General features: G+C 44.6%; 18 protein-coding genes. 3 read left to right on the plus strand and 15 right to left on the minus strand.

What is annotated here, in order from left to right; all coding sequences use genetic code 11:
• Window positions 1–79: 79 nt before the first annotated feature.
• Window positions 80–607 carry a DinB family protein gene (locus tag IEX62_RS06800; RefSeq protein WP_188774689.1) on the minus strand — a complete coding sequence of 176 codons (528 nt, stop codon included), beginning with the start codon at window positions 605–607 and terminating at the stop codon, window positions 80–82.
• Between the two features lie 331 nt (window positions 608–938).
• Between IEX62_RS06800 and IEX62_RS06805 the strand changes: the two genes are divergently transcribed.
• Window positions 939–2291, plus strand: coding sequence for a DJ-1/PfpI family protein (locus IEX62_RS06805; protein WP_229685661.1), 1353 nt, complete (start codon window positions 939–941; stop codon window positions 2289–2291).
• Between the two features lie 111 nt (window positions 2292–2402).
• Here the strand turns inward: IEX62_RS06805 and IEX62_RS06815 are convergent, their stop codons facing one another.
• Window positions 2403–3050: a GNAT family N-acetyltransferase gene (locus tag IEX62_RS06815; RefSeq protein WP_431522823.1), complete on the minus strand. Its 648-nt coding sequence runs from the start codon at window positions 3048–3050 to the stop codon at window positions 2403–2405.
• Between the two features lie 282 nt (window positions 3051–3332).
• Here IEX62_RS06815 and IEX62_RS06820 point away from each other — a divergent pair, with 282 nt between their 5' ends.
• Entirely contained in the window at window positions 3333–3770 is a 438-nt protein-coding gene (locus tag IEX62_RS06820; protein ID WP_188774690.1) for an ankyrin repeat domain-containing protein, read from the plus strand.
• Window positions 3771–3919: 149 nt separating this feature from the next.
• Here the strand turns inward: IEX62_RS06820 and IEX62_RS06825 are convergent, their stop codons facing one another.
• The 5 genes from IEX62_RS06825 to IEX62_RS06845 form a co-directional block, all read right to left on the minus strand.
• Window positions 3920–4774, minus strand: a complete 855-nt coding sequence (locus IEX62_RS06825) for an NAD-dependent epimerase/dehydratase family protein (RefSeq protein ID WP_188774691.1) — start codon at window positions 4772–4774, stop codon at window positions 3920–3922.
• 442 nt (window positions 4775–5216) lie between these two features.
• The gene (locus tag IEX62_RS06830) at window positions 5217–9917 is read right to left on the minus strand and encodes an S-layer homology domain-containing protein (RefSeq protein WP_188774692.1); all 4701 of its coding nucleotides are present in this window, start codon (window positions 9915–9917) and stop codon (window positions 5217–5219) included.
• Between the two features lie 142 nt (window positions 9918–10059).
• Window positions 10060–11151 (minus strand): hypothetical protein, encoded by a 1092-nt coding sequence (locus tag IEX62_RS06835; protein WP_188774693.1) that lies wholly within the window; start codon window positions 11149–11151, stop codon window positions 10060–10062.
• Window positions 11152–11257: 106 nt separating this feature from the next.
• Window positions 11258–11926 carry a sugar O-acetyltransferase gene (locus IEX62_RS06840; RefSeq protein WP_188774694.1) on the minus strand — a complete coding sequence of 223 codons (669 nt, stop codon included), beginning with the start codon at window positions 11924–11926 and terminating at the stop codon, window positions 11258–11260.
• A gap of 190 nt (window positions 11927–12116) precedes the next feature.
• On the minus strand, window positions 12117–13004 hold the full coding sequence (locus tag IEX62_RS06845) for a pentapeptide repeat-containing protein (RefSeq protein WP_308422632.1): 888 nt from the start codon (window positions 13002–13004) through the stop codon (window positions 12117–12119).
• A 223-nt stretch (window positions 13005–13227) separates the two neighbouring features.
• Here IEX62_RS06845 and IEX62_RS06850 point away from each other — a divergent pair, with 223 nt between their 5' ends.
• The gene (locus IEX62_RS06850) at window positions 13228–13989 is read left to right on the plus strand and encodes an AAA family ATPase (protein ID WP_188774695.1); all 762 of its coding nucleotides are present in this window, start codon (window positions 13228–13230) and stop codon (window positions 13987–13989) included.
• Between the two features lie 189 nt (window positions 13990–14178).
• Here IEX62_RS06850 and IEX62_RS06855 read toward each other — a convergent pair whose 3' ends face one another.
• The 8 genes from IEX62_RS06855 to IEX62_RS06890 form a co-directional block, all read right to left on the minus strand.
• Window positions 14179–15534 carry a glucoamylase family protein gene (locus IEX62_RS06855; protein WP_188774696.1) on the minus strand — a complete coding sequence of 452 codons (1356 nt, stop codon included), beginning with the start codon at window positions 15532–15534 and terminating at the stop codon, window positions 14179–14181.
• Between the two features lie 248 nt (window positions 15535–15782).
• Complete coding sequence (gene bglS, locus IEX62_RS06860; protein ID WP_188774697.1) at window positions 15783–16496, minus strand: beta-glucanase; 714 nt, start codon at window positions 16494–16496, stop codon at window positions 15783–15785.
• 204 nt (window positions 16497–16700) lie between these two features.
• Window positions 16701–18467 carry a glycoside hydrolase family 43 protein gene (locus IEX62_RS06865; protein ID WP_229685662.1) on the minus strand — a complete coding sequence of 589 codons (1767 nt, stop codon included), beginning with the start codon at window positions 18465–18467 and terminating at the stop codon, window positions 16701–16703.
• A 447-nt stretch (window positions 18468–18914) separates the two neighbouring features.
• A complete protein-coding gene (locus IEX62_RS06870; RefSeq protein ID WP_188774698.1) occupies window positions 18915–20030 on the minus strand; it encodes a CopD family protein in 1116 nt (371 codons plus the stop codon).
• Complete coding sequence (locus IEX62_RS06875) at window positions 20030–20785, minus strand: copper resistance CopC family protein (protein WP_188774699.1); 756 nt, start codon at window positions 20783–20785, stop codon at window positions 20030–20032. Before IEX62_RS06875 ends, IEX62_RS06870 begins: the two co-directional genes overlap by 1 nt.
• Window positions 20786–20878: 93 nt before the next feature.
• On the minus strand, window positions 20879–21658 hold the full coding sequence (locus IEX62_RS06880; RefSeq protein ID WP_188774700.1) for an NRDE family protein: 780 nt from the start codon (window positions 21656–21658) through the stop codon (window positions 20879–20881).
• Between the two features lie 262 nt (window positions 21659–21920).
• Window positions 21921–23261, minus strand: a complete 1341-nt coding sequence (locus IEX62_RS06885) for a dihydrolipoyl dehydrogenase family protein (protein ID WP_188774701.1) — start codon at window positions 23259–23261, stop codon at window positions 21921–21923.
• Between the two features lie 291 nt (window positions 23262–23552).
• Complete coding sequence (locus IEX62_RS06890; RefSeq protein ID WP_188774702.1) at window positions 23553–24476, minus strand: Cof-type HAD-IIB family hydrolase; 924 nt, start codon at window positions 24474–24476, stop codon at window positions 23553–23555.
• Window positions 24477–24840: the final 364 nt, after the last annotated feature.

Consider the following 24840-nt stretch of genomic DNA (forward strand, 5'->3'; position numbering starts at 1 on the left):
ATATAACGACATACTAAAAAGCCGCTACATCATAGCGGCTTGAATGTGAATATATGCTTACCGATCATTGCGAGCCTAGTTAACGCTTATTCAAAATCCCCAAATATGCAATCCAGGGGCCTACATCATCTCTGTACCTTTCCGACATCACCCTAACGATCTGTGCCATATGTGTAAAATCGTGAACTACCCACGCCGATAAAAGTTCTCTTAGCTTCACGCTTCCGAACTCGGGATGTAAGCCGATCTTTTCTAAATCAGGGTTGGCTTGAATAAGATCTTTGAGGATAGAGATATTGCTCATTCTAATGCTTTTGAACTCTTGCAATGCTTCATCCACAGTACGCACTGAATTTCTTTTCAAATGCGAGAACCGATCGAATGCAGGAAATCGGCTCTCTTCCCCTTGCATCACAATAGCTTCTACTCTTGGAATCCAGTTATATTTCTCTGCTTCAATAAAATGTTCAACTACTTCGTATGCATTCCACGTGCCTTCACCCTCATTACTTTGTAGCCATGCCTCTGACAAGCCTGCTAAAAAAGATTCCAATGTTTGTGGCGTACGTTCCAAAATCTCAATAGCCTCTGGTAAACGAAAATTCATGTTAATGCACTCCTCTCCAATCAAATACATTTCATAAATCGATCAATTACATATTACTATCGCTTGTATAATATCTTCTTTGGCGTTTATCTGTGTTCCTCCTTTTCTCTCTCCTTATCAATACATGTCACGTTATTGGAAAACATTTGCGATGCCAGGCAACAAGCATAGCTCTAATGGGTCTTGTACAAAAAACGAAATAGACCTAAGTCCAGTACCTTCTCCATCCGCAGTCAAGGTCTGTAATCCGTCCTTGGACAAGTGTATATTTATTTCGCAATTGGTATATTTCTTGAGTGACATATTATCCAGTCGGAAGGGGAACAGGTCAGTGAACGTTTTATTACGCATTGCCATGTATTTTTCAGTTACTATTCTTATCGTAGGAGGAGCAGGGGCATTAGGCTTCGTATATACAACCAATGCAGAAATGTCTCGATATGATCACCGTCAGTCTCCACGTCTGGAGTATGTAAGCATACCTGCATATGATCCAAGCAAGCCCACCGTAGCTGTGTTATTAGCTAACGATGTAACCGAGGTTTTTGATTTTCTCGTTCCGTACGAGATGTTTGCTCTCACAGACAAATATAACGTATTCAGTGTTGCACCAGATACGGAAATCAAGTCATTAACGGGTGGATTGGATGTCATTCCTCATTATTCCTTTGCAGACCTGGATCACAAGCTGGGCAAAAGTCCGGATATTATCGTGATCCCTTTTATGCCCATTCTAAATGAGCAGAGCTATGCTCCTGTTCGCGAATGGATTCGTAAGCATTCCAGTGAGAAAACGATTCTATTATCCATATGTAATGGCGCAGAGAATCTAGCGGATACTGGATTACTGGATGGGAAGCGTGCTGCGACACACTGGGGAGATATTCAGCGCTTGATCAAAACCTATCCTCAAATTCATTGGGTGCAGGATCAACGTTATGTGGCACAAGGGCATATTGTCTCTTCAGCCGGTCTTACATCTGGAATGGATGCGACGCTGTATGTTCTATCTCAGCAATTAGGGGAGACAGCAGCAAAACAGATAGCGAACGAGCTTCGCTACCCTTCTTACCATTATGTGAAGGAGCCAGCAATGCAGCCCTTCACCGCAGGGTTGAGTGATATTACATACATTCTGAATCAATCCTATCAATGGAATAAGACCAAAGCAGGCGTGCTGTTATATTCGGGTGCAGATGAATTAGACCTGGCGTCTGCCTTTGATACGTATGGAGCATCTGGAACCACAACGACCTTAACTATAGCGCGTGAGCATCAACCGATTGTGACCCGGCACGGGTTGAATTTGATAGCACGTTATAACATGAATACAGCTCCATCTTTATCCAGGATGATTGTTGTGGGCGCTGAAGCTGAGACTATGGCTGCTAAGGATGTGCAGCAATGGAAGCAATTGAATACGAAGACGGAATGGTTATGGCTGCACCAAAACATGTCGCAGAGATTTGCGATGGAGCCTGCCTTTGAAGATCTATCCAAACAGGAGGATATCATGACAGCTCGCTTCGCCGCCAAACGTCTCGAATACAGGGCGACAGATCATTTACAGCTAGAAGGAGCGCCGTTTTCCAAGGAGTCGTTTGGAATTCCGGTTATGCTTGTTGTACTTTCGCTGTGTATAGGTTATTTTTTAGATCGCCGATTATTTAAAAAACGAAAGTAGCTCGGGAGTTCGTATTCATTTGATTTAAAAAGAGAATACTGATTATGTCGATATATCATCGGCTAGATGAATAAATACCCCTTGAGCCATGTCAGGGGGTATTTCTCTAGCTTATTGCTCGGCTTTACTATTTTCTAAATTGATTAGGTGATAATCCTGTTCGTGCTTTGAAAAATTTAGAGAAGTTAGCTGGATATTCAAATCCGAGCTTATAGGCAATATGAGCGATCGGTTCTGATTGAGCTCTTTTGTTCGTTCTACAGCATACAAAAGCAATTCCATATCGATATTCCTGAAATTTTTACTATCTTGATCAATCATTTGCATGCCAGTTCGAATCGCGACTTTTTGAGAAGAGATATTGATGTCCCTAATAATAGCGTACACCCAATCTGCGTTAAGAGCTGAGAACGCATACTCCTTGCAAGCTAGTGCCGATTCTATGGCATAGCCTTGATGCCAGTATGCTTTTTGAAATGAGAATCCGATCTCTAAAATGCCTTGCCCTCGCCATTGTTGCATCGTTAGACCGCACTGACCTATCATTTCGTTCGTTTCTTTACATATGACAGCCCACAATCCGAAACCATAGTCTTCATATCGTTTGAGGTTTCGATTAAGCCATTGCTGTGCTTCTTCCACAGTAAATGCATGTCCATAAGCAATCTGCATGACCTCTTCATCGCATAATATTGTACATAAGGCATCCAAGTCGGACTGTACCATCTCTCTAATAAAAAGTCGCTTAGTTTCTAGCAATGATCATCCCTACCTTTGCTATTCGATACAAAATAATACGATTACTCGGTGACCATCCTACTGTTCAATTCTATTCACGCTGTTTTAAGTCTATTTTATACTAATCTTGATGTGGCTACGAAGAGAAACATTGTCTCTACTTGGACTGGAGAGTCAGGTATACTAGCTAGTTACAGTGTGCTACTTTTGCTTGTATGGATTTTTCCAATTACATTTCATATGATAGATTAGATGGTATACATGATTTTGTACATAGATTCAATATGAATAGGAGGCTGCTACATGAGTGAATCTGAATATAATATATATAGAGCAATAGCTGCTGGAGATATCGCCTTTGTAACAGCGTATCTCTCAAACGGTGGCGATCCTAACTTATTCGAACAGTCCAGTTGGACACTTTTGATGTTTGCTGTTGAATACGAGAATATAGAAATAATAGACCTGTTGCTTGCAAACGGAGCAGATATTAATTACACCTATAACGGCGGTTGGACTGCTCTACACCAGGCGGTAGATTTATCTATCGATGGAACCATGCAAACAGGCGGTTCTCCTGATGATGAACCCGTAGATATGATCAAGCACCTATTAGATCATGGAGCAGATGTGCATGCTACAGATTCAAAAGGAGAATCCCCGATTGATATAGCAAGGAGCTATGGGTCTGAAAAAATCGTCGGATTTTTAACCGAATATGTGCCAGTTCAGCTTGAGTAGTTATCCCCTATCTATGAAGACAACCGTACATATAAAAAAGCAATTCGTAGTGAATACGAATTGCTTTTTTGAATAGGCTTCGAAAACCCTTTATATCTAATTGTAATGTTCATTAATTCTAATTAATTGCAAAGCGTATTCTACCTAGCTTATCCCATGCAATCAAAAAAACCTGTTCTCCAAGTCGCATATTGAGGCGACCATCCGCATTCCTGTTTAACCTTATGATTCGATGCGCCTCTTTCCCAACCGTTTGCTCCAGATTGCATATCGGGTGCAGGCGCACCTAGAGCCTGAGCATAGATCGGTAACCATGCAGTCCCTTTTGCCGGCTCATCATCAACGATATTATACGTACCCGTTTGCCAGTCTAATGCCAGCAAAGCAGACCTTATAGCATCCTCCACATGGAGGAAAGAAGAGACTCCGTCTGTTGCAGCCATCTCCTTATGGCGTACCTTCTCTGCTATATCTCCATGTTCAGCATACCAGGTTGCCGGGCCATATAGCGTACCATATCGCAAAATGACATGCTTCGGTATTTCCTGAACTGCTTGCTCCAGTGCTAAAACTCCGTTAATCGTCGTACTTCTTGGCATTGCTGCATGTAGGTCTATTGCTGTATCTTCTGTCGCAGGAGTCTTACCCGGTTCATATAACCATGAAATGCTCTGCGCGATCATCTTCTGAACATTAGCTTGCTTGGCTGCATCGACTAAATTGCGAGTTCCTTCGATACGTATTCTTGCATTTTCTGCTGAGCTACCGCCGCTCAATGAAGTTAGCTGATGAATAACCACATCCGGTTGAACATGGCTTAGCACATTCATCATTTGCTCCCGATCAAAAACATCTGCAAGGACAGCTCGGGCTCCTGCTTGCTCGATAGATGACTTTTGCTCTTCTTTTCTCGTCATTCCAATCACTTCATGCCCTGCTTCGACGAGCTGCGGAAGTAGTAATTTCCCAATGACGCCACTTGCACCTGCAACAAAAATTTTCATACGTGTATTCCTCCAACATATCGAGATATTCTTTTTAAATACGCTGTATAGCTCACATGATTTAGAATAGCATGAGATATTGGTTGGTATAAGCTCCAATTTCAATACATTTTGATCATACCAATTTAATTTGAAAATTTTCAAAGGGGAAAGAGTTAGCGGGAAAGCTACACGATGTAATGAAGGTAGATGATAATACAGCCTTATAATAAACTACAGCCTAAAAACTATAACTGTCTAAAAATTACAACTTAGCTTAGAAATCACATGCCAACTTAGAAAAGTTATAAACTCAATCAATTGATTAACTCATAGCTCAATGCGTAGCTTCAGCAATGAGTTAGCCCGGATATCCATAGACTATATAACAGCAATGTATTGAAAATAGTACATAAAAAAAGGAACATCACAGCTAGCGATGCTCCTTCAAGTTGTGCCATATTCAATTGCTGAACATCCGATACAAAATAGTCGCTACTTCCTCACGTGTAATCTTCTTGTTCGGTTCGAACTTTCCATTATCGTACCCAATAAAATAGGATGTACTAGCAATCTCATCCTTTGCCCAGGCTGGAATAGCTGTATCATCTGTAAAGGAATGCGTAGCATTATGAACGGCATTCTCTATAGGCACTCTACCGATGATCTTAGCTGCTTCTGCGCGGCTTAAAATCTGATTGGGCTTGAACGTTTGATCTGGATAACCGTGAATGATATCAGCGCCTGCTGCACGCTTAATCGCATCCGCATACCAATCGTCTGGAGGAAGATCAGTAAAGCTGTTCTCGCTTTTGGTGTTCGGTAAGAGACCTGCTTTATCAAGCATAACGATAAACTCTGCTCTCGTTATCGCGGATTTGGGGCGGAAAGTACCATCTGTATATCCATCAATGATTCCTTTTCCAGCAAGCATATATACGGCATCCTTCGAGTACCGATCATCGATATCATGAAATACAATACGGTTCTCCACCTTTGCTGGCAGTAGATCGGTATGCTGCACGGTAGGTGCTGGCGATGAATCACCATGTGGCGCGATAAGCTGCGTAATATCGGGTAGATGATTCGAGTTTTTCTGATCCGTACGTACAACGATGAACCTTGCAGTGCTAGGTCCGCCTGCACTGAGAGTGTGAACCCATATTTTATAGCTTGTATCTGCGGAAAGATTGTCTATTTGGATATGCCCTGCTTTGCCGCTGTAGACCTCCTTCATCTCCCCTGTAGAAAGCTGTAGTCGGACGATCACTTTAGCATTGGCTTCTACATCATTCACATTCAGATCGATAGAACGAGTACTCTTGTTCATCACGTCAAATGTAAAGCCATTCGCTGGCAACGTAGTAAAGGACACAGGGTACGATTTACTCATTTCTGACATTGCATTTACCGCACGAATCCGATATTGGCTGTATTCGGTCGCGGATTGTAAGTGATCTATACGATAACTCGTGTCATTGGTCTCGGCGATCAGCTGATCATTGAGATAAATATAATATGCGGTAGCACCCTGAAAAGAATTAAAGGCTAGCGTAACGCCATCACTACTCATTTCTCTGACCTGCACAGGCTCACTCATCATCGGAAGGGGTACACCCATGCTACTCACTTCAGCTGCATGCAAGCTTTTCCCAGCAATGCCTTCTGCCCATACACGATACGTACCTAATGTATTAGGCGCAATCGCTTCTGTAGTCCAATAATTATGATCTACTGTGATCAATCCTTGGCTTGTCTCTACCCAGTAACGTACAGCGCCTTTGACTTCATCCCATTGTAATCTTGTTTCCGATTCGGATGAGGTGGCGCGGAGATTGGTAACAGCGTTTGGTAGTGTATGCAGTGTAACGGCAAGTGGCTTGGAAGCGCCGGATGAATTATAAGCAATCAATTCACCAGTTATCGACTCCCCTGCGTGTAAGCCTGTCACTTGAATGGAAGCATGGGCAGCTACAGACTGGAAGACCCTTCCCTTATACTGAAACTCATATCGATCCGCAGCCTGGGTATCCAGCTGGATCGTGACCCGATCTTCTTGAGGTAATAATGCGGTAAACCGTGGCTGCACAGGTAGCGTTGCTTTTGTAATATGTGCAGCTGCTCCTGTTCCACTTGCATTTACAGCTAATACATCCAGGTGATAGTCAGCTCCAGCTTCAAGATCAGACAGGTATACTCTTGTTCCTGTTTGTCTACCGATATAAGCACCATTGAGATATACATGATACGCCGCTGCTCCTCGGATGGGCTGCCAATCATATACTAAGCTATGATCTGTCACCTCAGACACACGAATGTCTGGCATAGCAGGTAACGTCCATACCGAGACATTACGCCATAGGCTATAGCCAGCTGCATTGGCGGCTGCAATACGGTAATGATATTCGGCTCCACTTTGTAGACCTGAATCATTGAAGCCGATCATATCAGGTGTATAGGTTGCTGCTGTAACGGAGGTGTACGTATCGCCAATGACGGTACCTTCTGCACCGATTCGAATCCCATCTTTCCGATCGTCACGGTACAGATCATAATAAACATCCCCGGTGACACTTTGCCAGCCTAATTGTAGGGCATCGGTTTCTACGTTGACTACATGTAAACCAGAGAGTGTCGGCAAGGCTCGGAAATTACGAATGCCGCTTAATCCTTCACCGGCGCTATTCAGACCATGCACCCGTAGAGAGTAATGAGCATTCGGAATAACGTTAAACGTTTGTGTCGTACCCTGGCTTTCCATTGTAGTTACCTTGATCTCTTGCTCGTCGTATAGCTCCCATACATACCGATCTACTCCAGGGATGTCATATACCGAAGCAGTCACGGTATTCTCTGTTCCTTCTACAGGTAGAATCGTAGCAATCCTAGCTGCTTCAGGACGAGTAGTTGCCTGTATTATGGTACGACTGGCTTTCCCAGAAGGGTTAGAGGGTTCTACGGATACCGAGTATGCAGTTCCCGAAGTGAGATTAGAAATCGTCAATGTATCCGATCCAGGTAAGAAGACGTTTCGGCGCATAAATACATCATTGATATAAACACGATAAGACAGATCGGCTAAGCGCTCTCGTAGCTTAATAGTTAAGCTATGCGGGTCTGGAGAAGTAATCTGTATATCTTCTACAGGAACTGCATCCGGTAATGGTAAATATGTAAATGAACCTAATCGCTCTAGCGTTTGATTTCCAGCTCTATCCTGTGCTTTTACATATATCCACCAGCTACCTAGCTGATCGATACTCACATTAAAATTAGGGTCGACATCCTTCCATGCCACAACGCTGGAATCAGGCATGTCTGGATTGGGAGACAGGTAATATTGAACGTTAAGCTTGGCTGGATAATTATCCGTTACGTTAACAGGGATCGAAAATGGTTTTGCATAATAGCTATTCGCATACGCCGGATCAGCTGGTGTAGTGATTGTCGGCGGCGTGATATCGATATTGTTGATCTCAATCGTGCTTTGCGTGCTATTGCCCATATAATCTGTTGCTTTGAAGGTATAAGAGCCATTAGTCGCTGCAATAAACGAGGCAGTGTCCGAGCGTACAACTTTACCGTCCGGCAATGTAATCGAATCGATCCATATCGTTGCATCCAGTCCATGAACAGAAATCACTGTACCCGACCTCGTTGGATTAGAATCTGTTTGAGAGAGTAGTAGCTTAGGAGCATCATTGTCTAATAGCTCGCTCGTCTGAGTCGGTGAAATATTCCCTGCCTGATCTACAGCTGCCACATGCAGATAACGATCTCCTGATGCAGGCGTGATAGCCATTGAGGTGCTGGATGTCGAAATGTCTCCCGATATGATCTGGGTGTCCGGGTTGGCATCGAGCTTTACAATATATCCTTTAATACCAGATGTAACGGAAACTACCTTAGAATCCTGAATCGCACCTACTGTTCCATTCCGCAATTGACCCTGAATTTTATAAGCATATTCTGTACCGGTATCACTTGCAGGTGTCCAATTAGCTATAATTTGCTTACTACTACGAGCAAATGAATAGCCGAGATTCGTAACCGGATTAGGGATTGCCTGATCTGTAGCTTCACTATCGGTAAAGGAAGATTCAAAACCTGAATAAACCTGTTTCCCATCGCGATAGATGTTGGCTCTTTCCGCATAGCCAAATTTCAAATTATCAATGTAGACTGATCCATCTGTCTTCCACTGCATGGATGGAAAAACGCCGTATTTCATCAGATTATAATACGTCAATTGAGAAACCTGTGTATTCATGGAATAGGTTCGCCACGTACGGTCAGACGGAATAGTACGCTCCGGGAATACAAATGCGCCCTGGTTATGAGATAGCACACGTTCGCCAACTCCGAATGCTTCAACTTTTGGGGTGACTGTCTGCCCATTCGGCCATGCTACACTCCACGGTTGAGACTGACCCGGTACGCGTGTAAAGGCTTGATTTGTTTGCGACCATTGATATTGAAGCAATCCGTACGTATAATCCTGTGCTCTGGACGAGACAACAGTACGAACTTGACCATCTGGTAGATAAGCGATACCATTAGCTGTTTTTATACGAAAGGTTTGCGGTGCATTATTCCAATTCACCGCTTCTGCGTATAGTATATTTTGCCCGTGATCATCTATCATATCAAAGCCGCGATCATACCAGCCTGTACCCGCCGCAAACTGCATCCAGTTCGTTCCTTTGGTACTCAAAGCATCAAATTGAACGCTGATCAGCGCGTCATCAGGCAAGCTTCTTCCACGTAGTGAAAAACGGGATGTGATTGCCTTGGTATCTGGATAGTCATACAGATTGCCCTGACTATTCGTGATCGTATCCTGTAGCGAAGCGACTCGACCACTACCGATAGGGTTGGTTACAATAGACTGATTACCATTCCCACGCCAGTAAAAATCAGGAGTTTCCTCACCCGATTCAAATCCGGTCGAAGTCAGAACATCTTCGCCAACCATCGGCACGGAAAACTCCAAATAAGCTGCATTTCCTTGGTTCGTGATTTTCGTAATATTCGCCTTTACTTCAGTCGCCGCCGAAGCGACCGGGCCAAATGCCGACACCAGAATTAGTGAGCACAACGAGGTTTGGAATAACTTGGGTACAAATAAACTTTTCTTGTATTGAATCATAGCTTCTTGCTTCATTCCGCTCTCCTCCACATAACAAAAAAAGCACCTCGCACGAATAGTATATAAACTATCCAAGTGCGAGGTGCTTCCTCGTTCATCATTTAATTACACACATCATACTTTATTTTCCGAAAAAAGAACAGCTAAAATTTAATCGCTAAATCATCCTTTCAATCTCATAACGAACGACCAGCTCCATAGTGGATCTCAAATGATAAAATCGCTCCATGAGCCGATGGTGTATGCCTAGCGTATTACCAATCACACCTAATATAGAATCATCCACATGTGGCGTACTCCATGCAAACAATTGCTGATACAGATCAATCATCGATTCGCGATTAGGCGTAACATATCGAAGTGGGTGCGGTACATGCTCTAATTGGAGCTGAAGCAAGCTGTGCAATACGTCAAAGCAATGCTCTGCCGATCGTTTGGATGGATCTGAGGCATCGGCAGCTTGCCCTCCGTTCCGTACAATACGTTCCTGATCGTCACGGTCTACCTTATCTTTCAGACCAAACGCATGCTTCAAATCCTGAATGAGCTCTGCAAAAGTTAATTCAACAAGCGGCATAGACATATACGCCCACCAGTGTCCACCAGTTCCATTACTGTACAGCTCCCAATCCGTATCCCATAGAATCTGCTTGATCTGATCCTTTTGTGCAGGTCCATACATCGCAATGCCCAGTACCAAGCCACCATTGCAATCGATCGAAGCTTGCTTGCCCCATGCTAACAGCTTCGGAACCATTTGCTCCTCAGGTGCCCATTGTACACACAATGCTGGCAGTAGCTCGGGAAACAGAGCCTGTCCATACATCTGATCGAACAACTCGACTATTCGGCTATAGTGATGATCATACGGCATATGAAGTAGTGCCAGACAGGCATCCTGATCGTTAGATACTACGCAATCCACTATATATTCCGATGGCAGCGGATAGCCCATATACGCAAGAATATGGAGGATACCATCAGGTGCATTCTCCCTCAATCTACCCTGCTCAAAGCTATATGCGTATAATTCTGCTGCTAGCTCCATATCTCCACAGCGCATAACTACCTGAAGAATCGGAACATACTGCCAGTCCTCTGCATGCTTCTTATACCACTCCAGCAATACCTTCGCATCATCAGCATCGCCAGATGACGCAATCACATCGCAATAGGATTGAATGATACTACTATCCAAAGGAACCTCTGAGCGAAATAGCTCGATTAACCGCTTCGTAGGCTCAATCATCGTATAGCTCCCATGATGCTCTGAAGCGTCACAACATTACTATGAACTGCCATAAGGTATAGCACATCATTCAGCTTTTCTTTTATTAAAAACATCTGTCTTCTCATTAATCTTCCTCTTTCTCATCATCTGCATGATGCCAAATCACATTGCAATCTGCCATAACCTCTGGCTTATAGCGCATACTGTCCTCTTCCGTAATTGGACGAATCACTTTACAAGGCACACCTGCTGCTAGAGAATGAGCAGGAATATCCCGAGTGACAACACTCCCTGCTCCAATGACGCAGCCATCTCCAATCGTAACTCCACCACAAATCGTGACATTGGCTGAAATCCAGACATCATTGCCAATCGTAACAGGCTTAGCATAACAAAGGGGCTTTTCTTCTCCATTTTGATCCAGCATTCTTCTACGTTCAGACGCAATCAGCGGGTGAATGGGTGTAACAATCGTCACATTAGGCCCAAAGCTCGTATAGTCGCCAATCGTCACCAGCGCATCATCCTGTATCGTTAAGTTATAATTAGCAAAGAAGTTCCGTCCGATACGAGTATGTACACCATAATGAAAAAATACAGGCCCCTGTATAAAGCTAGCTTCGCCTATGTGCCCAAGTGCCTCCTGCAAAATACGTTCCCGATCTTCAACCTCGTCCTCAAACGTCTGGCTATATTGTTGACTTAGCTTATGCGCCTTACGTTTCAAGGCTTTTAAATCAGGATGTGCAGGACTGAACAAAATACCTTGCATGATGCGATCTTCTTCCTTCATCGATGTTGCCTCCCTGGCTATCTGTTATCATTACTGTTGCATTAAAGCCATACTATATACACTATCCTTGCAGGCTAGCCCCAATCACTCTACATCATCTAACCACGTGCATCAAAATAGATTACCTTCAAATTGATATCCACATGAAGCAATCGCATCCTCTCCTTCATGGACAGAGTTAGATGAATCTTTACTTCCAATGCGCTGGACGATTGAGCGCTTCTGGCAGCCTCGTATCTGCATTACCTCTAGCAGAACTGATCTGAAACTGAGTTAAAAATAAGCTTTGTGACAGATCAGCACCAGCTAAGTTGGCATCCCGCAAATCGGCACCGATCAGATCAGCTCCACTAAGATCAACATCCTCTAAGTTCGCCGCAATCAGAAGCGCTCCTCTCAGGTAAGCTCCTTGCAGCTCCACTTTCCGTAGATCCGTCGCGACCAGATCGGCTCCACGACCAATGCGCTTCTGGCGTGTAGCTTGTGAACGCTGTTTTGGACTTTGCTTATGCTTACGGCGCGCCTCAGCACGTACTAGCTCACTCGTTTGAAGGAGTACTACATCTACTTTCTCTCTATGCTCCATTGTATTGATTTGTACCATTTCTTCCGGGCGTAGGAGCGTATATTGTTCTGTCTGATCAAGAAGCGCCTGTAGCTCGCGCTGAATCGATGCAGCTGCTGGCTGACGTAACGCATCTGTCAGATGCCACAACAATTCATGAAGCTGTAGCATAATGAGAAACACCTTAAACATGGTATCCGCCTGTTCCGGTATCACCTTCCAATCCATTCCGCGATAGGTGATTTGCGATACTTTTTGACCTGCTCCAAAGCAATCGAATGAAATGCAGCCTTTTAACCCTCGTTGATGTAAAGATTCATGGATGGAACAGCGACAATCGGATTGTAGATATTTGCAGGGCTGTCCAGCTGCTTTATCCATCGGGAAGCCCTCGGAGACAGAGAAGTTTAACGCAACACAGCATAAGCCAAAGCATTGTGCGCAGTCTGCCTTGAGATGTGCTCTATTATCATTTTCGGTAGTATCCATACTTGAAATAGCCAACCTGTTCACCTCAGTTATGTATAGTTCGATGTACGTCCAGTAGTTTGTAAATGTTTACATTTATTGTAGGCATCATCATCCTATTTGTCCATGTATCATAGGTATAGCTTACATTACAATTTTGTGCTATGTAGATGATACAATGGGAGTATCTCTTATCAATGACATTACTTTAGATAAAGTACATACGTAGAAGTGTTCATCCATTCTATACGATTGGGAGGAATTGAGAATGAGTCTGTCATCTTCTTATCTACGGCAAGTTAAACTAAATAGGCAACGAATAACTACATTGGAGAAGTATCCGTTTAATCTTCCTATTATACAACATCTTGATCAATTGGATTTTCATCCGAAGGTAACGTATATTGTGGGTGAAAATGGAATGGGCAAATCGACCTTGATGGAGTCTATTGCTGTATCGTGGGGATTTAATCCAGAAGGTGGAACAATCAATTTTTCATTTTCTACGCGTGCGACTCACTCTGAGTTGTTTGAATACATTCAATTGATTCGCGGTACTCGGCGTCCTAAAGATGGTTTCTTTTTTAGAGCAGAAAGCTACTACAATCTCGCTTCAACAATCGACGAGCTGGATCTTCAAGTATCCTTTCAGCCTCCAATCAGTGCATCCTACGGTGGGCGCTCCTTGCATGAGCAATCACATGGCGAATCCTTTTTCTCTACATTTATGCATCGGTTTGGCGGAAATGGGCTATACCTGCTGGATGAGCCAGAGGCAGCTCTGTCGCCATTACGTCAGATGTCCATGCTGGCGCGGATTCACGAGCTTGTTCAGAAACGATCACAATTTGTGATCGCTACTCATTCTCCAATTTTAATGGCTTATCCGGATGCAATCATCTTTAATTTGACGGCTGAAGGTATTGAAGTACAGACGTTAGAAGAAACGGATCATTTTCTCATTATGAAGGAATTTCTTAATAATAAGGATAAAATGCTAAAGCAGCTATTCGATGAGACGAACGACTAAATTATGAGCAGACTCTACTTTTCTGTTTTAGTATATTCGTGTGCTGAGTACACGTTGAAATAAGACGTAAATGAACTGGAGCCTGCGAAGCAAAATACCAGGCAAGGCGTGATAGAATTAACACGTATCACATCTTGCCTGGTTGTATTAATGGTATAACCTATCTACAATGCACGAATAAAGTTGATTTTACTGAATTGAAAATACTTCCTTCTTCAGCAACGCTTCTGGCTTTTTACCGATAGGGTCTTTATGGAAATAATCGCGAATCACGCCATCCTTCAGATAGTTGGCGATCGATACCATAATCATCCCTTGATCCAGCGCTAGATATGCCTTCGCCAGCTCGCCTGTCTCAACATTGACTGAGTCATAGAAGCCATAATTACTCAGCATATTGAAGCTTTTCAATGCCTCAATATTTTTGCGAGCATCCTGAGGAGCATATTCTAATGCGAGGAAGGTCGCATGTGCTGTAACCGTTGCGCCATCTTTATAACCGGAAGTGCCGAGAGGTGTCGCTGCAAATTCGCTGTAGCCGCTTGGTGTCGCGGAAGGTGAGAAGCCCCATGCGCGATAGCCTTTTTCCTTTGCATAAGCGATTTGCAATTGGACATGACGCTCGTTGTTTAAGCCAAGTGCCTTTTTACCAAGCACCTTCTCCTTAATAACCATGCCTGGCATCAATGCTTCAAACATACTGCCGCCCCAGCTCGGAACGAACTTTTTCCCTTGATACGTATAGTGCCCTTCAAATACATTCACACCGTCATAGTTGACGTTTTTCCCTTCTGGAACTTGAGATTGCCAGTCATATTCTGCTGGCATCGTACGAAACATTTTCCACCAGTGATCCTGCGGCACATCGCCTTTACCGATAGCGATATAGCTGGCTACGCGTGGCTCGGTATAAAATGCACCATAATGATGCTCGGTTAGCGCTCCTTTGGCAACATCGTAGCCACCACGGAATTGTCCAACCTCTGGATCGTACAGCGTAGTATAGTTCATATTGTTCACGAGCTTGCTAGTCTGTCCATTCAGCTCCTTGTACGCCTGTCCGACAACGATCAAGCCTGCGGACATCCAGCCATTATCGACCTGCGATATAAATTGCCCCCAATCCTTTTTGAGTGAACCATCGTCTGTGTTGTACCAGTTATAAAAGAGACCATTCCACTTGTCCAGTTTCTCCAATGTATTCAGCGTTGTTTGCAGACGAGATACTGCTTCCTTCTTAGTAATGATGCCCATTTGCTGTGCGGATACGGTACTCATCATGTACATTGCAATATTGGTTGGAGAGGTGCGCTTCGCTTCCTCAGTTCCTTTATCTGTCGTACGTACTTCGTCGTAGGTCATACCGGTTTTCGGATCGGTATAATCCTGAAAATATTTATACGTTTTAGCTGCAATCGCTTTCAATTCCGAGTTGAATCCAGGTGGTTTTTTAGCATCTGGTGCCGCCGAAGCCATAGGAGTTAAAGTGACGTTCGCCATCAGACAAAAAGTGAGGATCATACTGAATATCTTTACTTTTCTCATGCTTTTTCTCCTCTCAAATATAATTTGAAACGTTTCGCATTTATGATAGCATGACTCTATATGGGAGGTAAATAGTAAATTGTAAGCGTTTACTAAAAACATTTATAGGCGTTTTGGTTTAGAGGGTAGTTTATAATTGATGCGAAACGTTTCATTTTTGGTACTGAATTGATGTTATGTCATTAGCTTTATATACAAAAAGGACAGCCCTCTACAGGCTGCCCTTTTCCCTACTTTCGACTTCAAAATCAGTTACTTGTATACTTCACCCAATCATACTCTGCATACAGAGGATTCGCGCCATTGTAAGGTCCTAACCAATCATCTACGCCGGAGCCATTCCACAGGTTCATCATGATCTGACCTGGTGTAGTTGGGATGTTGCTGGTCGCTGTATGCTTGAGTACACCATCCACATACCATTTGATCGAGCCAGGCTGCCAGTCAAACGCATAGGTGTGGAAGCCTTGAGAAGCGTCAAAGCCCAGATTAATCACTTTCTCATGGTTACCTACGCCGTTTGTATAATAGTTGAATTGTACTTTAGTGGTGTCTTTGCCCAGGAATTCGATATCGATCTCATCCCATTGTGTACCGTTAGCAGGGCCAGTGTACGTGAAGAATGAGGATACGATACCTGTATTTTTGGCAGGCTTCATGCTGACTTCGTACTTACCGTAGCCGTATTTGTTAGTAGTACGGTATTCGCCGCAATCGAACTTGTTCTGTGCAGAGCTAGTCAGACCGAGTCTCATTTTGCCATCGCTGGTGAAGCTGACATTATTCCCACGCCATGTGCAGTTAAACATATTGCCGTTGGAATAGCCGTCTGCTTTTTGCCATGTGCTTGGGTTAAAATACGTGAGGGGCTCCCAGAACACCGTTGCTGCGAATGTATTGGCAGAGAAACAGAGAGATAGTACACCTGCGGTTAACAGAGCAAACCATGATTTTCTTTTCATACAAAACCTCCAATAATATAGTAAATGTAACGGATAACTGTGTTTATGCACCTCATCGAGATAACGAGTTGGAAGCGATCCTCCTGAGTATCTTCGATTAGTGTTCGGTTAGTGAATGTGTATTCATCTTGCTTAATCATCTATACACATCTCATAAAATAGAGCTTGTCTGTGCTTAGCATCTTGCATGATTTAGATGCTGCATTATTCGCTTGCAGGCACTTCGCTCACTGGCGCGCTATCTGTTGTCGTTCCAGCTGGAGCAGCTTCATCTGTATTCGATGCTGGCTCAACAGATATCGGGCTTGTCGATGATGCTGGCTGTTCTGTTCCACTATTCTGCTCTACTGTAGCCTCATCTGGATGGGTCACAACAGGAACGGACTGCTCTTCTGCTGCCGCAGCACCTTGCGCTTCCGTTGGAATGGCTGCCAGTCCTGCATTGGATACGAATTGCCATGCATCCAGATTGAACAGGTTACCGCCGCCACCGGTAAATACGAGATACAGATTATGAATACCTGTTGCATTGCTGATATTCGTCTGCACTTCTCTCCAGTTCTGTACGCCGCCTGTGGAAGGCACTTGCAGTGTACCTACAAGAGGACCCGTTACACTATCCAGTCGTACTTCGATGTTGCCGCCTACGGTAGAAGCTACCGTTGCTTTGAACGAACGAGCACCTGCCGAGCCGAAGTCTGCTCTGCCGACAGCGATCCAGTCGCCATTGTTGATATTCGTTACATTCTGATTGTTAAACGGTCCACTTGCCTGACTTGCTTCTGTGTTGATTCCAGCTTGCCAGCCGATCGTCTCTGCTTCCACACGTGTATATGGATTCAGATTGAACAGCTGCGGCACGCCTGTCATATTCGCCTGCACCTCAGCGATACTACCGTCTCCGTTATGGAACAGCTTGTTAATGTGCGGAGAACGATAGCCCTTGCCATCACCAATCTGTGCTTTACTTACGGTTTGAGCATGATACACGACATACCATTGATTGTTGAAGTTAAATACAGCATGGTGATTGTTACCGCCTACTCCGAAGAAGGAGTATGGATTTTTTAAGAAATGACCTTTGTACGTGAACGGCCCCATTGGGTTATCGCTCACCATGTAACCAATCTCACCTGCTGGATATTGCGATGGATGGCTACCCGCAAAGTTGATGCAATATGAGTAGTAGTATTTACCGTTGTATTTGTGAATACCCGAGTCCTCGAACAGGTACGGTGCATCGATGGTGCTTGCACTGCCACTCACGCTGATCATATCAGCACCGAGCTTGATCACACGTGCGGTTTTTGGATTAGCGATGGAAGCTGGATCGGATTCATTCGGAATACCGCCGCCACTATACAGATAGCCTGTACCATCATCGTTAACAAGGACAGCCGGGTCGAACAGCCATTTTACGCCAGACATACCTGGTGTGTTTTGAGTCAGCAACGCTTTACCGAGTGGATCTGTCCACGGACCGATTGGCGTATCAGCGGTCAGTACACCGATGCCTGCGCCGCCATTAGCAAAGTACAGGAAGAATTTATCTTTGCCGTTGATTTTTTTATAGGCTACTGCGGGTGCCCACGAATTAGCAGCCCATTTGGCAATTCCTTTGCCATTGTTTTTATTGTTAGCACCGGCAACCGGAACAGTTCCATGATCTGTCCAGTTCACCATATCCGAGGAAGAGATGACCTGTACACGATCCAGCGCACTAAAGTCATTTTCCTTAACGGTTCCGTTGCTGTTGTATACGTATGTATCACTCGACATGTATACATACACTCTGCCATTGTAGACGAGCACATACGGATCGGCTCCAAGCTTATGATCCATCAGCGGATTCGCATTTCCCGGCAGCTTGGCGAGTGACTTGGTAGCTGCTTCTGCACGTAAGGAGGAAAAGGCACCTAACAATAAAATGAAAGACATGAGTACGATGAGACATTTACGCATCCTGAACATTACATAACCTCCATTTCGAATTTTGTTAACGCTTACAAAAACCATGTATAAAAGCATTCTGTAAAAGAAGAGTGCCCACCGGTTGACATATCTGCACGGTTTTACGCATTCATTGAGAAATGATAATTATGTAATTAAATTCAAAATAATGGTTATTACCGATTTGAGAAAATCATAGCATGGTCTATTTTATATCTCAACATCATTAAAAGGATGCGACTTATTAGCGAAATTAATGACGCATAATGCTGTAATATCGGGCATTCAGGTACAATTATATTTTCATATGATTATGTCCGTTGAATAATATGGACTTGCATTTGTCTAGCTTTTCCTCTGAGAAAAGGTTATAGCGATCACCATCATCGCTAATAAAAAAGCCAACCCTCCGCTATGGAAGATTGACTCTTGAGTTGATAAAAGATTGCATGAGTTACGAGTTAGCTGTTATGGATGCACGCTCAGCATTACAGCCGTATACAATGATATCGCGGAGCAGACTAGCAATCCAAGCGATGTCCATACACTGCGAAAGCGAACGAGCATCCACACTCCTGCGAGCACGAACGCTAATGCCAGCACTGCGATTGCTACGCCTGTAAATGACCAGCCAAGCTGTACTAATCCATATAAGCTCGCCTGTCCAAATGGCTCATAAAACAATGTCCATAGCGGAGATAGCGGAATAACTCCACTCTCTAATGCGGCTACTAGATCATGCGGTGGCGATTGATTCGACAGATAGGCAGTACCGACTAGCACCAGAAAAGCAAGAATCGTTTCCACCCGTAACCAGCGTACCGGATTCCACTGCGGCTGCCGTGCCAGCTGCCCTTTTAACAAAAAGCTATTCGTTGCTGCCAATGCTGTTAAGGGTAACAGTAATGCGTGCTTAATAAGCAGTGCCTGTCCAAACGGAACTGCGAGACTGGCTGCATAATTATCAGTGAAGGATAGCATCATCAGCAAGCCAGACGCAATCGCCGCAACATAGCAGATCATCGCAAACGGAGACATCCAGCTTAGCCATGCCTGCCAGTTCTCCGGCCGCTTCGTACACCACGCCACGACAAACAGCACACCCAGCCATATCGTCACACTAAGCAGATGAACAGAATGGGTAAAAAAGCCGGTAAAGCCATACAGACTGGATGAATGACTGGTGTAACCGATCCCGGCAAGCATGCCGATCGCCAGTATAAGACCGATGGCAGATTGTAAGCGCGGACGCTGATTCCATACGCGCTGGTGTAACAAAATGATCAGTAAAAGCCCACAAATGAACGTAATCAGCCAGCCATGCCCGGCATTATAGCTACCCAGCACATAGGCAAGCACGAAGCCAAACGTATAATCAAACTCCGTAACGAAGAAGTAAATTACTTGAAGCATCGGCGCAGCAGATAAGATCATAATGCCGATAATCATGCCAGCTACTGCCTTTTTCGGCATATAGATGCCTGGTTGAAGCGATGGATGAATAGCGCCGAGCAGTAGTGTACCGAGTACGAGGGATAGACAGATATATAGGATTAGATCAGCCAGCATCATCCCATAGAGCACTATGACTTCCTCCGCTTACTAATGGTTGCCACAGCTGCGATAATAGCAATGAGAATAACGGCGATCGTAATAATCCAGGTGGCTGGAGATACACTTTCGCTATCCCTTTCATCATCTGAGGCTGCCGCAGCGCCACTTGATGCTGGCTTCTGATCGGTCGTTGCATCATCGGCTGGTGTGGTTTCCGTTTGTGCCGAAGTGGTCGGTGCTGGACTCTCTATGGATGCCTCCCCATTTGCAGAAGAATCACTTGCTTCACCGGAGCTGCTATCTGTAGAGGATGTACCGGTAGATGAAGATGACTGGTCTGTATTCTCTGCGGCTTCACTCGTGGTGTCCGATCCAGCAGCTAAGCTGCTTGTAGCTTCATTCGCTGCCGCTGTTACGGTAAAAGCATAGCTTCCCTCAATCGGGTGACTATCTTCGCCGACAATTTTCCATTGAACCGTATAGCTACCGGCGGTCAATGGTTCAGCTGGCTTACCAGACATCGAGGAGCCATCCACCTTAATATCGTTGATCGTGACAGCCCCATTATTGGAGGAGGTCACTGTAAATGAGCTAAGCTCCGCAATCGGTGTGTTAAAAGTCATCTGAATTTCGTTCACTGCTTTCTCTACCTTCGCATCTTTAGCGGGTACAGCACGTTCAAGACTCGTATGAGCCGAGGCGGTCAATGGGATCGCCACCCAGAGTAGCATCATGCCAAGGGCAGTGAATATGATTTTACGAGATAATATTGAAAATAAGGACATGGTGGAGCTCCTCTCTATGCATGGGATTAGTAAGCAGAATTTTTCGGAAGTGCATACTTTCAGAAGTGCTACCCTGTACATCATACTTAACGATTATGCCTGTAGTGGAATTATCATATGCTGTTCCTCTACCAGCTCTGGTACATAGGTGCGTTCACGCAGACGAATTTCCTGATCATTCATCATCACTACAGTGGAGGATCGTGTCCCGTATCGGGAATCTTCACTCCGAATGAAGATCGAGGATAGTACACGTTCCCATTCCAGCGGAACACCCGTAGCCGGTAGCAGCTCGTCTGCTGGTCGGTCAGCTAGCTGGAGTAGATGAAATAACGCATCACCTAACGGCTCTATCTCCTCAGCAAGCGGAGACTCTAATAGCTTTTGTAAGCCGGCTTTGCCCCGCTCCACCTTGGGCCAACTCGTATTGAGCAGATGATTACTAATACCATAAATGCCACGTTCCAATCGCTGTGGCTGCTGGCTAATATTAGAGTAGTAATACAGCTCATGGCGGTCACCTGCAAGCAGATTGTAGCCCGGATAATCCTCTGCATACTTATGAATATGCTCCATATACGCCTGTGGAGTATCATCTCCGGTTAGAAAGTTAGCGACTAGCTCTCCTCTTGAGCGTTTGCCTTCACTTTGCTCCAGCGGATCACGATAATTCGTTAATCCAGCAAATCGTCCTCGATCGGATATACCGAGCCATGTGCCCAGCTTCAATAGATCACGTCCAGCAATGACATGCGGAGCATCTGACCAGCGATGAACCGATGCAGAGGGACGATCATAGAATTCATCCCGATTTGCAGCCACAAGCAGTGGATATTCGGGATGGATGCCATAGGCAAATAAAATAAGACACATGCAATCATAGCTCCTTCAACTTGAGATTCGTATGTACCGTGGTGATGGCAAGCCCTTTTTTATTTTAGCATAGGTTGTCCCGTATGCTGCACAGAGAATGATGACAGATGGCATGAATAACGATACACAAAAGCCGCATACTTCTGAGAAAATAACTTTTCATGAATCCTCATGCTCTCAGAATAATGCGGCTTTCGTGTTATCACTTTCTTTTACCACCTTACAAGCGGCTGAATACAATATATTTTAATAGTCTAGCACATTAAGATTGGAAATAACGCGGAATCATCGTCTCGAATGATGGGAATGCGTATACGATCTTCGCTGCATCCTCGGCAGTCAAGCCCAGTGTGATGAATGGAGTCAAGCTATTGATGATCTCCAGTGCTTCCTGACTGTAAGCAGTTGCTCCTACAAGCTTGTTGTCTGTATCATGGATGAGTGTGAGATGCGCATTCGCTTCACCGCGTCCGGCAAAGTCCCATTGCTTGCCTAGCTCCATCGGCTGAACCTTGTATTGATCACCATGTGCTTCCGCTTCTTCTACCGTAATACCAACCTGTGCGATACGCGGCGCGGTAAAGGCAATCGTAGCGATCGGTGGATATTGAATCGGCTCATTCACTTTGCCAAGCAGCTTACCTGCCAGATATTTTGCTTCAAATACCGCAGTCGGCGTGAGTCTTGGCTGCTTTTTATCGAGAATATCGCCTGTCGCATAGATATGCGAGGTGGAGGTTTGAAGATATTCATTCACTTCAATCCCGCGCTTGTTGTACATAACCCCTGCTGCTTCTAGCTGAAGCGGTTCAACGTTAGGGATACGTCCTGTTGCATTCACGATCAGACCTGCCTGTAGCTTCAGCCCGCTTTCCGTTTGCAATTCCAGCCCGGAGCCTGCTTGCTGTACTGCGGTTACCTTTTCATTGAAGTGGAACTGAATACCGTCCTGCTTCATTTTCTCCGTCAACTGGCGTGCATACGGCTGGTGGAAACCATTCAGCACACGATCCGATACCTGTACGATGTGTACACGAGAGCCTGCACGGGAAGCGATCGATGCGAGCTCCATCGCCACATAGCCTGCACCGATCAGGACGATGTCCTCTGGCAGCTCCGGTAGATACAGGAATTCATTACTTGTGATCAGCAGCTCTTCACCTGGAATGTTGAGTTCAGCCGGGCGCTGTCCTGTGGCAATTACGATCGTCTCCGCCGTATAGCTCGTTCCAGCCACCTCAACCGTATGTTCATCTGTAAAGCGCGCTTCACCGCGAATGATCTCGATGCCCGCTTTTTTCAGATTGGCTTCCATTGTTTTCGGCAATTCGCCGAGAATTTTATTTTTATGCTCCATCAATTTACCCCAATCAAGCTTAAATTCACTTTGCAGGCCTGCTGTCTCCAGTAGCTCAGCATCCTCCATCAGCTTGATCGGTCCATCCAGAATGATCTTAGGATTGCAGCCGTAGTTCGTACATACACCGAGGATTTTATCGCGTTCAATAATAGCTACCTTTTTACCACTCATACTTAGCGGAAGTGCGGCATTCCATGCTCCCTGCCCGCTACCAATAAATAGAATATCAAATGCTGTCATCATGATTCCTCCTCTGTTTCATTTCACTTAAAATTAATTGCGCGTGATTATTATTATGATCAAAAAATTTTGCCAGCCTGTTTTACATTACCCAATTTATTCACCATGCAATAATATTCAGCAAGAAAAATTCCATTGGTGATATCCTCCGTGCTTCAATCGTTCCATCTCCGCGCATACTTATTCTATGTGAAAATGACGCAAAAAGCCTGATGTATAGCGCTTTGGGTGCGCTCTACTCAGGCTTTTTATATTTATATAACAGAATGATGAACAGGGATCAAAATGGAACCCTCACGACGACAACGACTGGTTCGCTTCCTGAATCAAACCGTATTTTACAAAGCTCTTGTATAAACCATCTTCCTCGACCGTATCGGTAATATCATCTGCGATCGCTTTTAAATCCGGCTTGGCATTACCCATCGCGATGCCGATCGCACAATATTCCAGCATCTCGGCATCATTCATACCATCACCAATAGCGAGCGTATCTACCTGTGACTCTTGCAAATGCTCAAGCATATCCGCAATCGCAATCGCTTTATGAATACCCGGTATCATGAGCTCACCGCTATCTTTACCAAAGATCGGTACGGTACACTGAATAACTTCGAACTTACCGCTAAATTCCTGCTGGATCACTTCAAATGGCAGGCTACTCTCTAAAAAACACACCTTGTTCACATCGTCCTTATACAGATCAGTCACACCGTAGGTCAAGCCTTCGATAAAGGGATGCGGTGCTTGCTCCATCCGCTGCTTAGCTAACGGATCGTTCTCCATATCCCCATAGATCAGACGCTCCAGCTGAAGACGAAGTCCACTACTCGCGTACAGTGCTGAATTCGATTCCAGATAAAAGTGAACACCATGCTCGTTAAAAAAGTCCACCATATGGCGCACATCCTGAGGCTGCACCTTTTTGTGATACAACACCTGCTCATCAAGCTCTACATAGCCACCGCCTGCACCGATCAATCCATCAAAGCCAATCTCCCAGATCGAATCGTAAATCTCTGCTTTGGAGCGTCCTGTACATAAAAATAACAAATGTCCGTTCGCTCTCGCCTGCTGGCAGGCAAGCTTCGCCGAGGATGGCACAGTACCGTAATCATTCACCAGCGTACCATCGATATCGATAAAAACTATTTTCCGTGTAGACGGCTCGTTTCGCTTTGTCACTTCAGATATAGAGGTTCCTTTTGCTTGTTGCATCGTATCGCACTCCTGACTATGAGATGATTCGTAATAATTTAGACCTGCCCAACTAGCGTTATAGCGAGTATCCATATACGGCAATCCAAAATGGCAGATAAGCATATAAAATCGATCAAACGCATGATACATCGTCGATCATTCCGCCAAGCAAACAGGCCATTCAATAGATAATCTACTATGCTAGCTGTCTTCCTAACTGTAGCTGTTGGAACGGGTTACATGTCAACTGCTTTTAAGTGTGGCTATACCTCGTGGATGTATATCACGATGATCCACCCCAGCATGAATCTCCAACATGGTTATTCTCTATCTCTTTCGCTCAGCAAACAATAAAAAGAGCAGACCCTGACGAATCTGCTCA

The organism is Paenibacillus hunanensis (assembly GCF_014645615.1).
In the GTDB taxonomy this organism is placed as follows: domain Bacteria; phylum Bacillota; class Bacilli; order Paenibacillales; family Paenibacillaceae; genus Saccharibacillus; species Saccharibacillus hunanensis.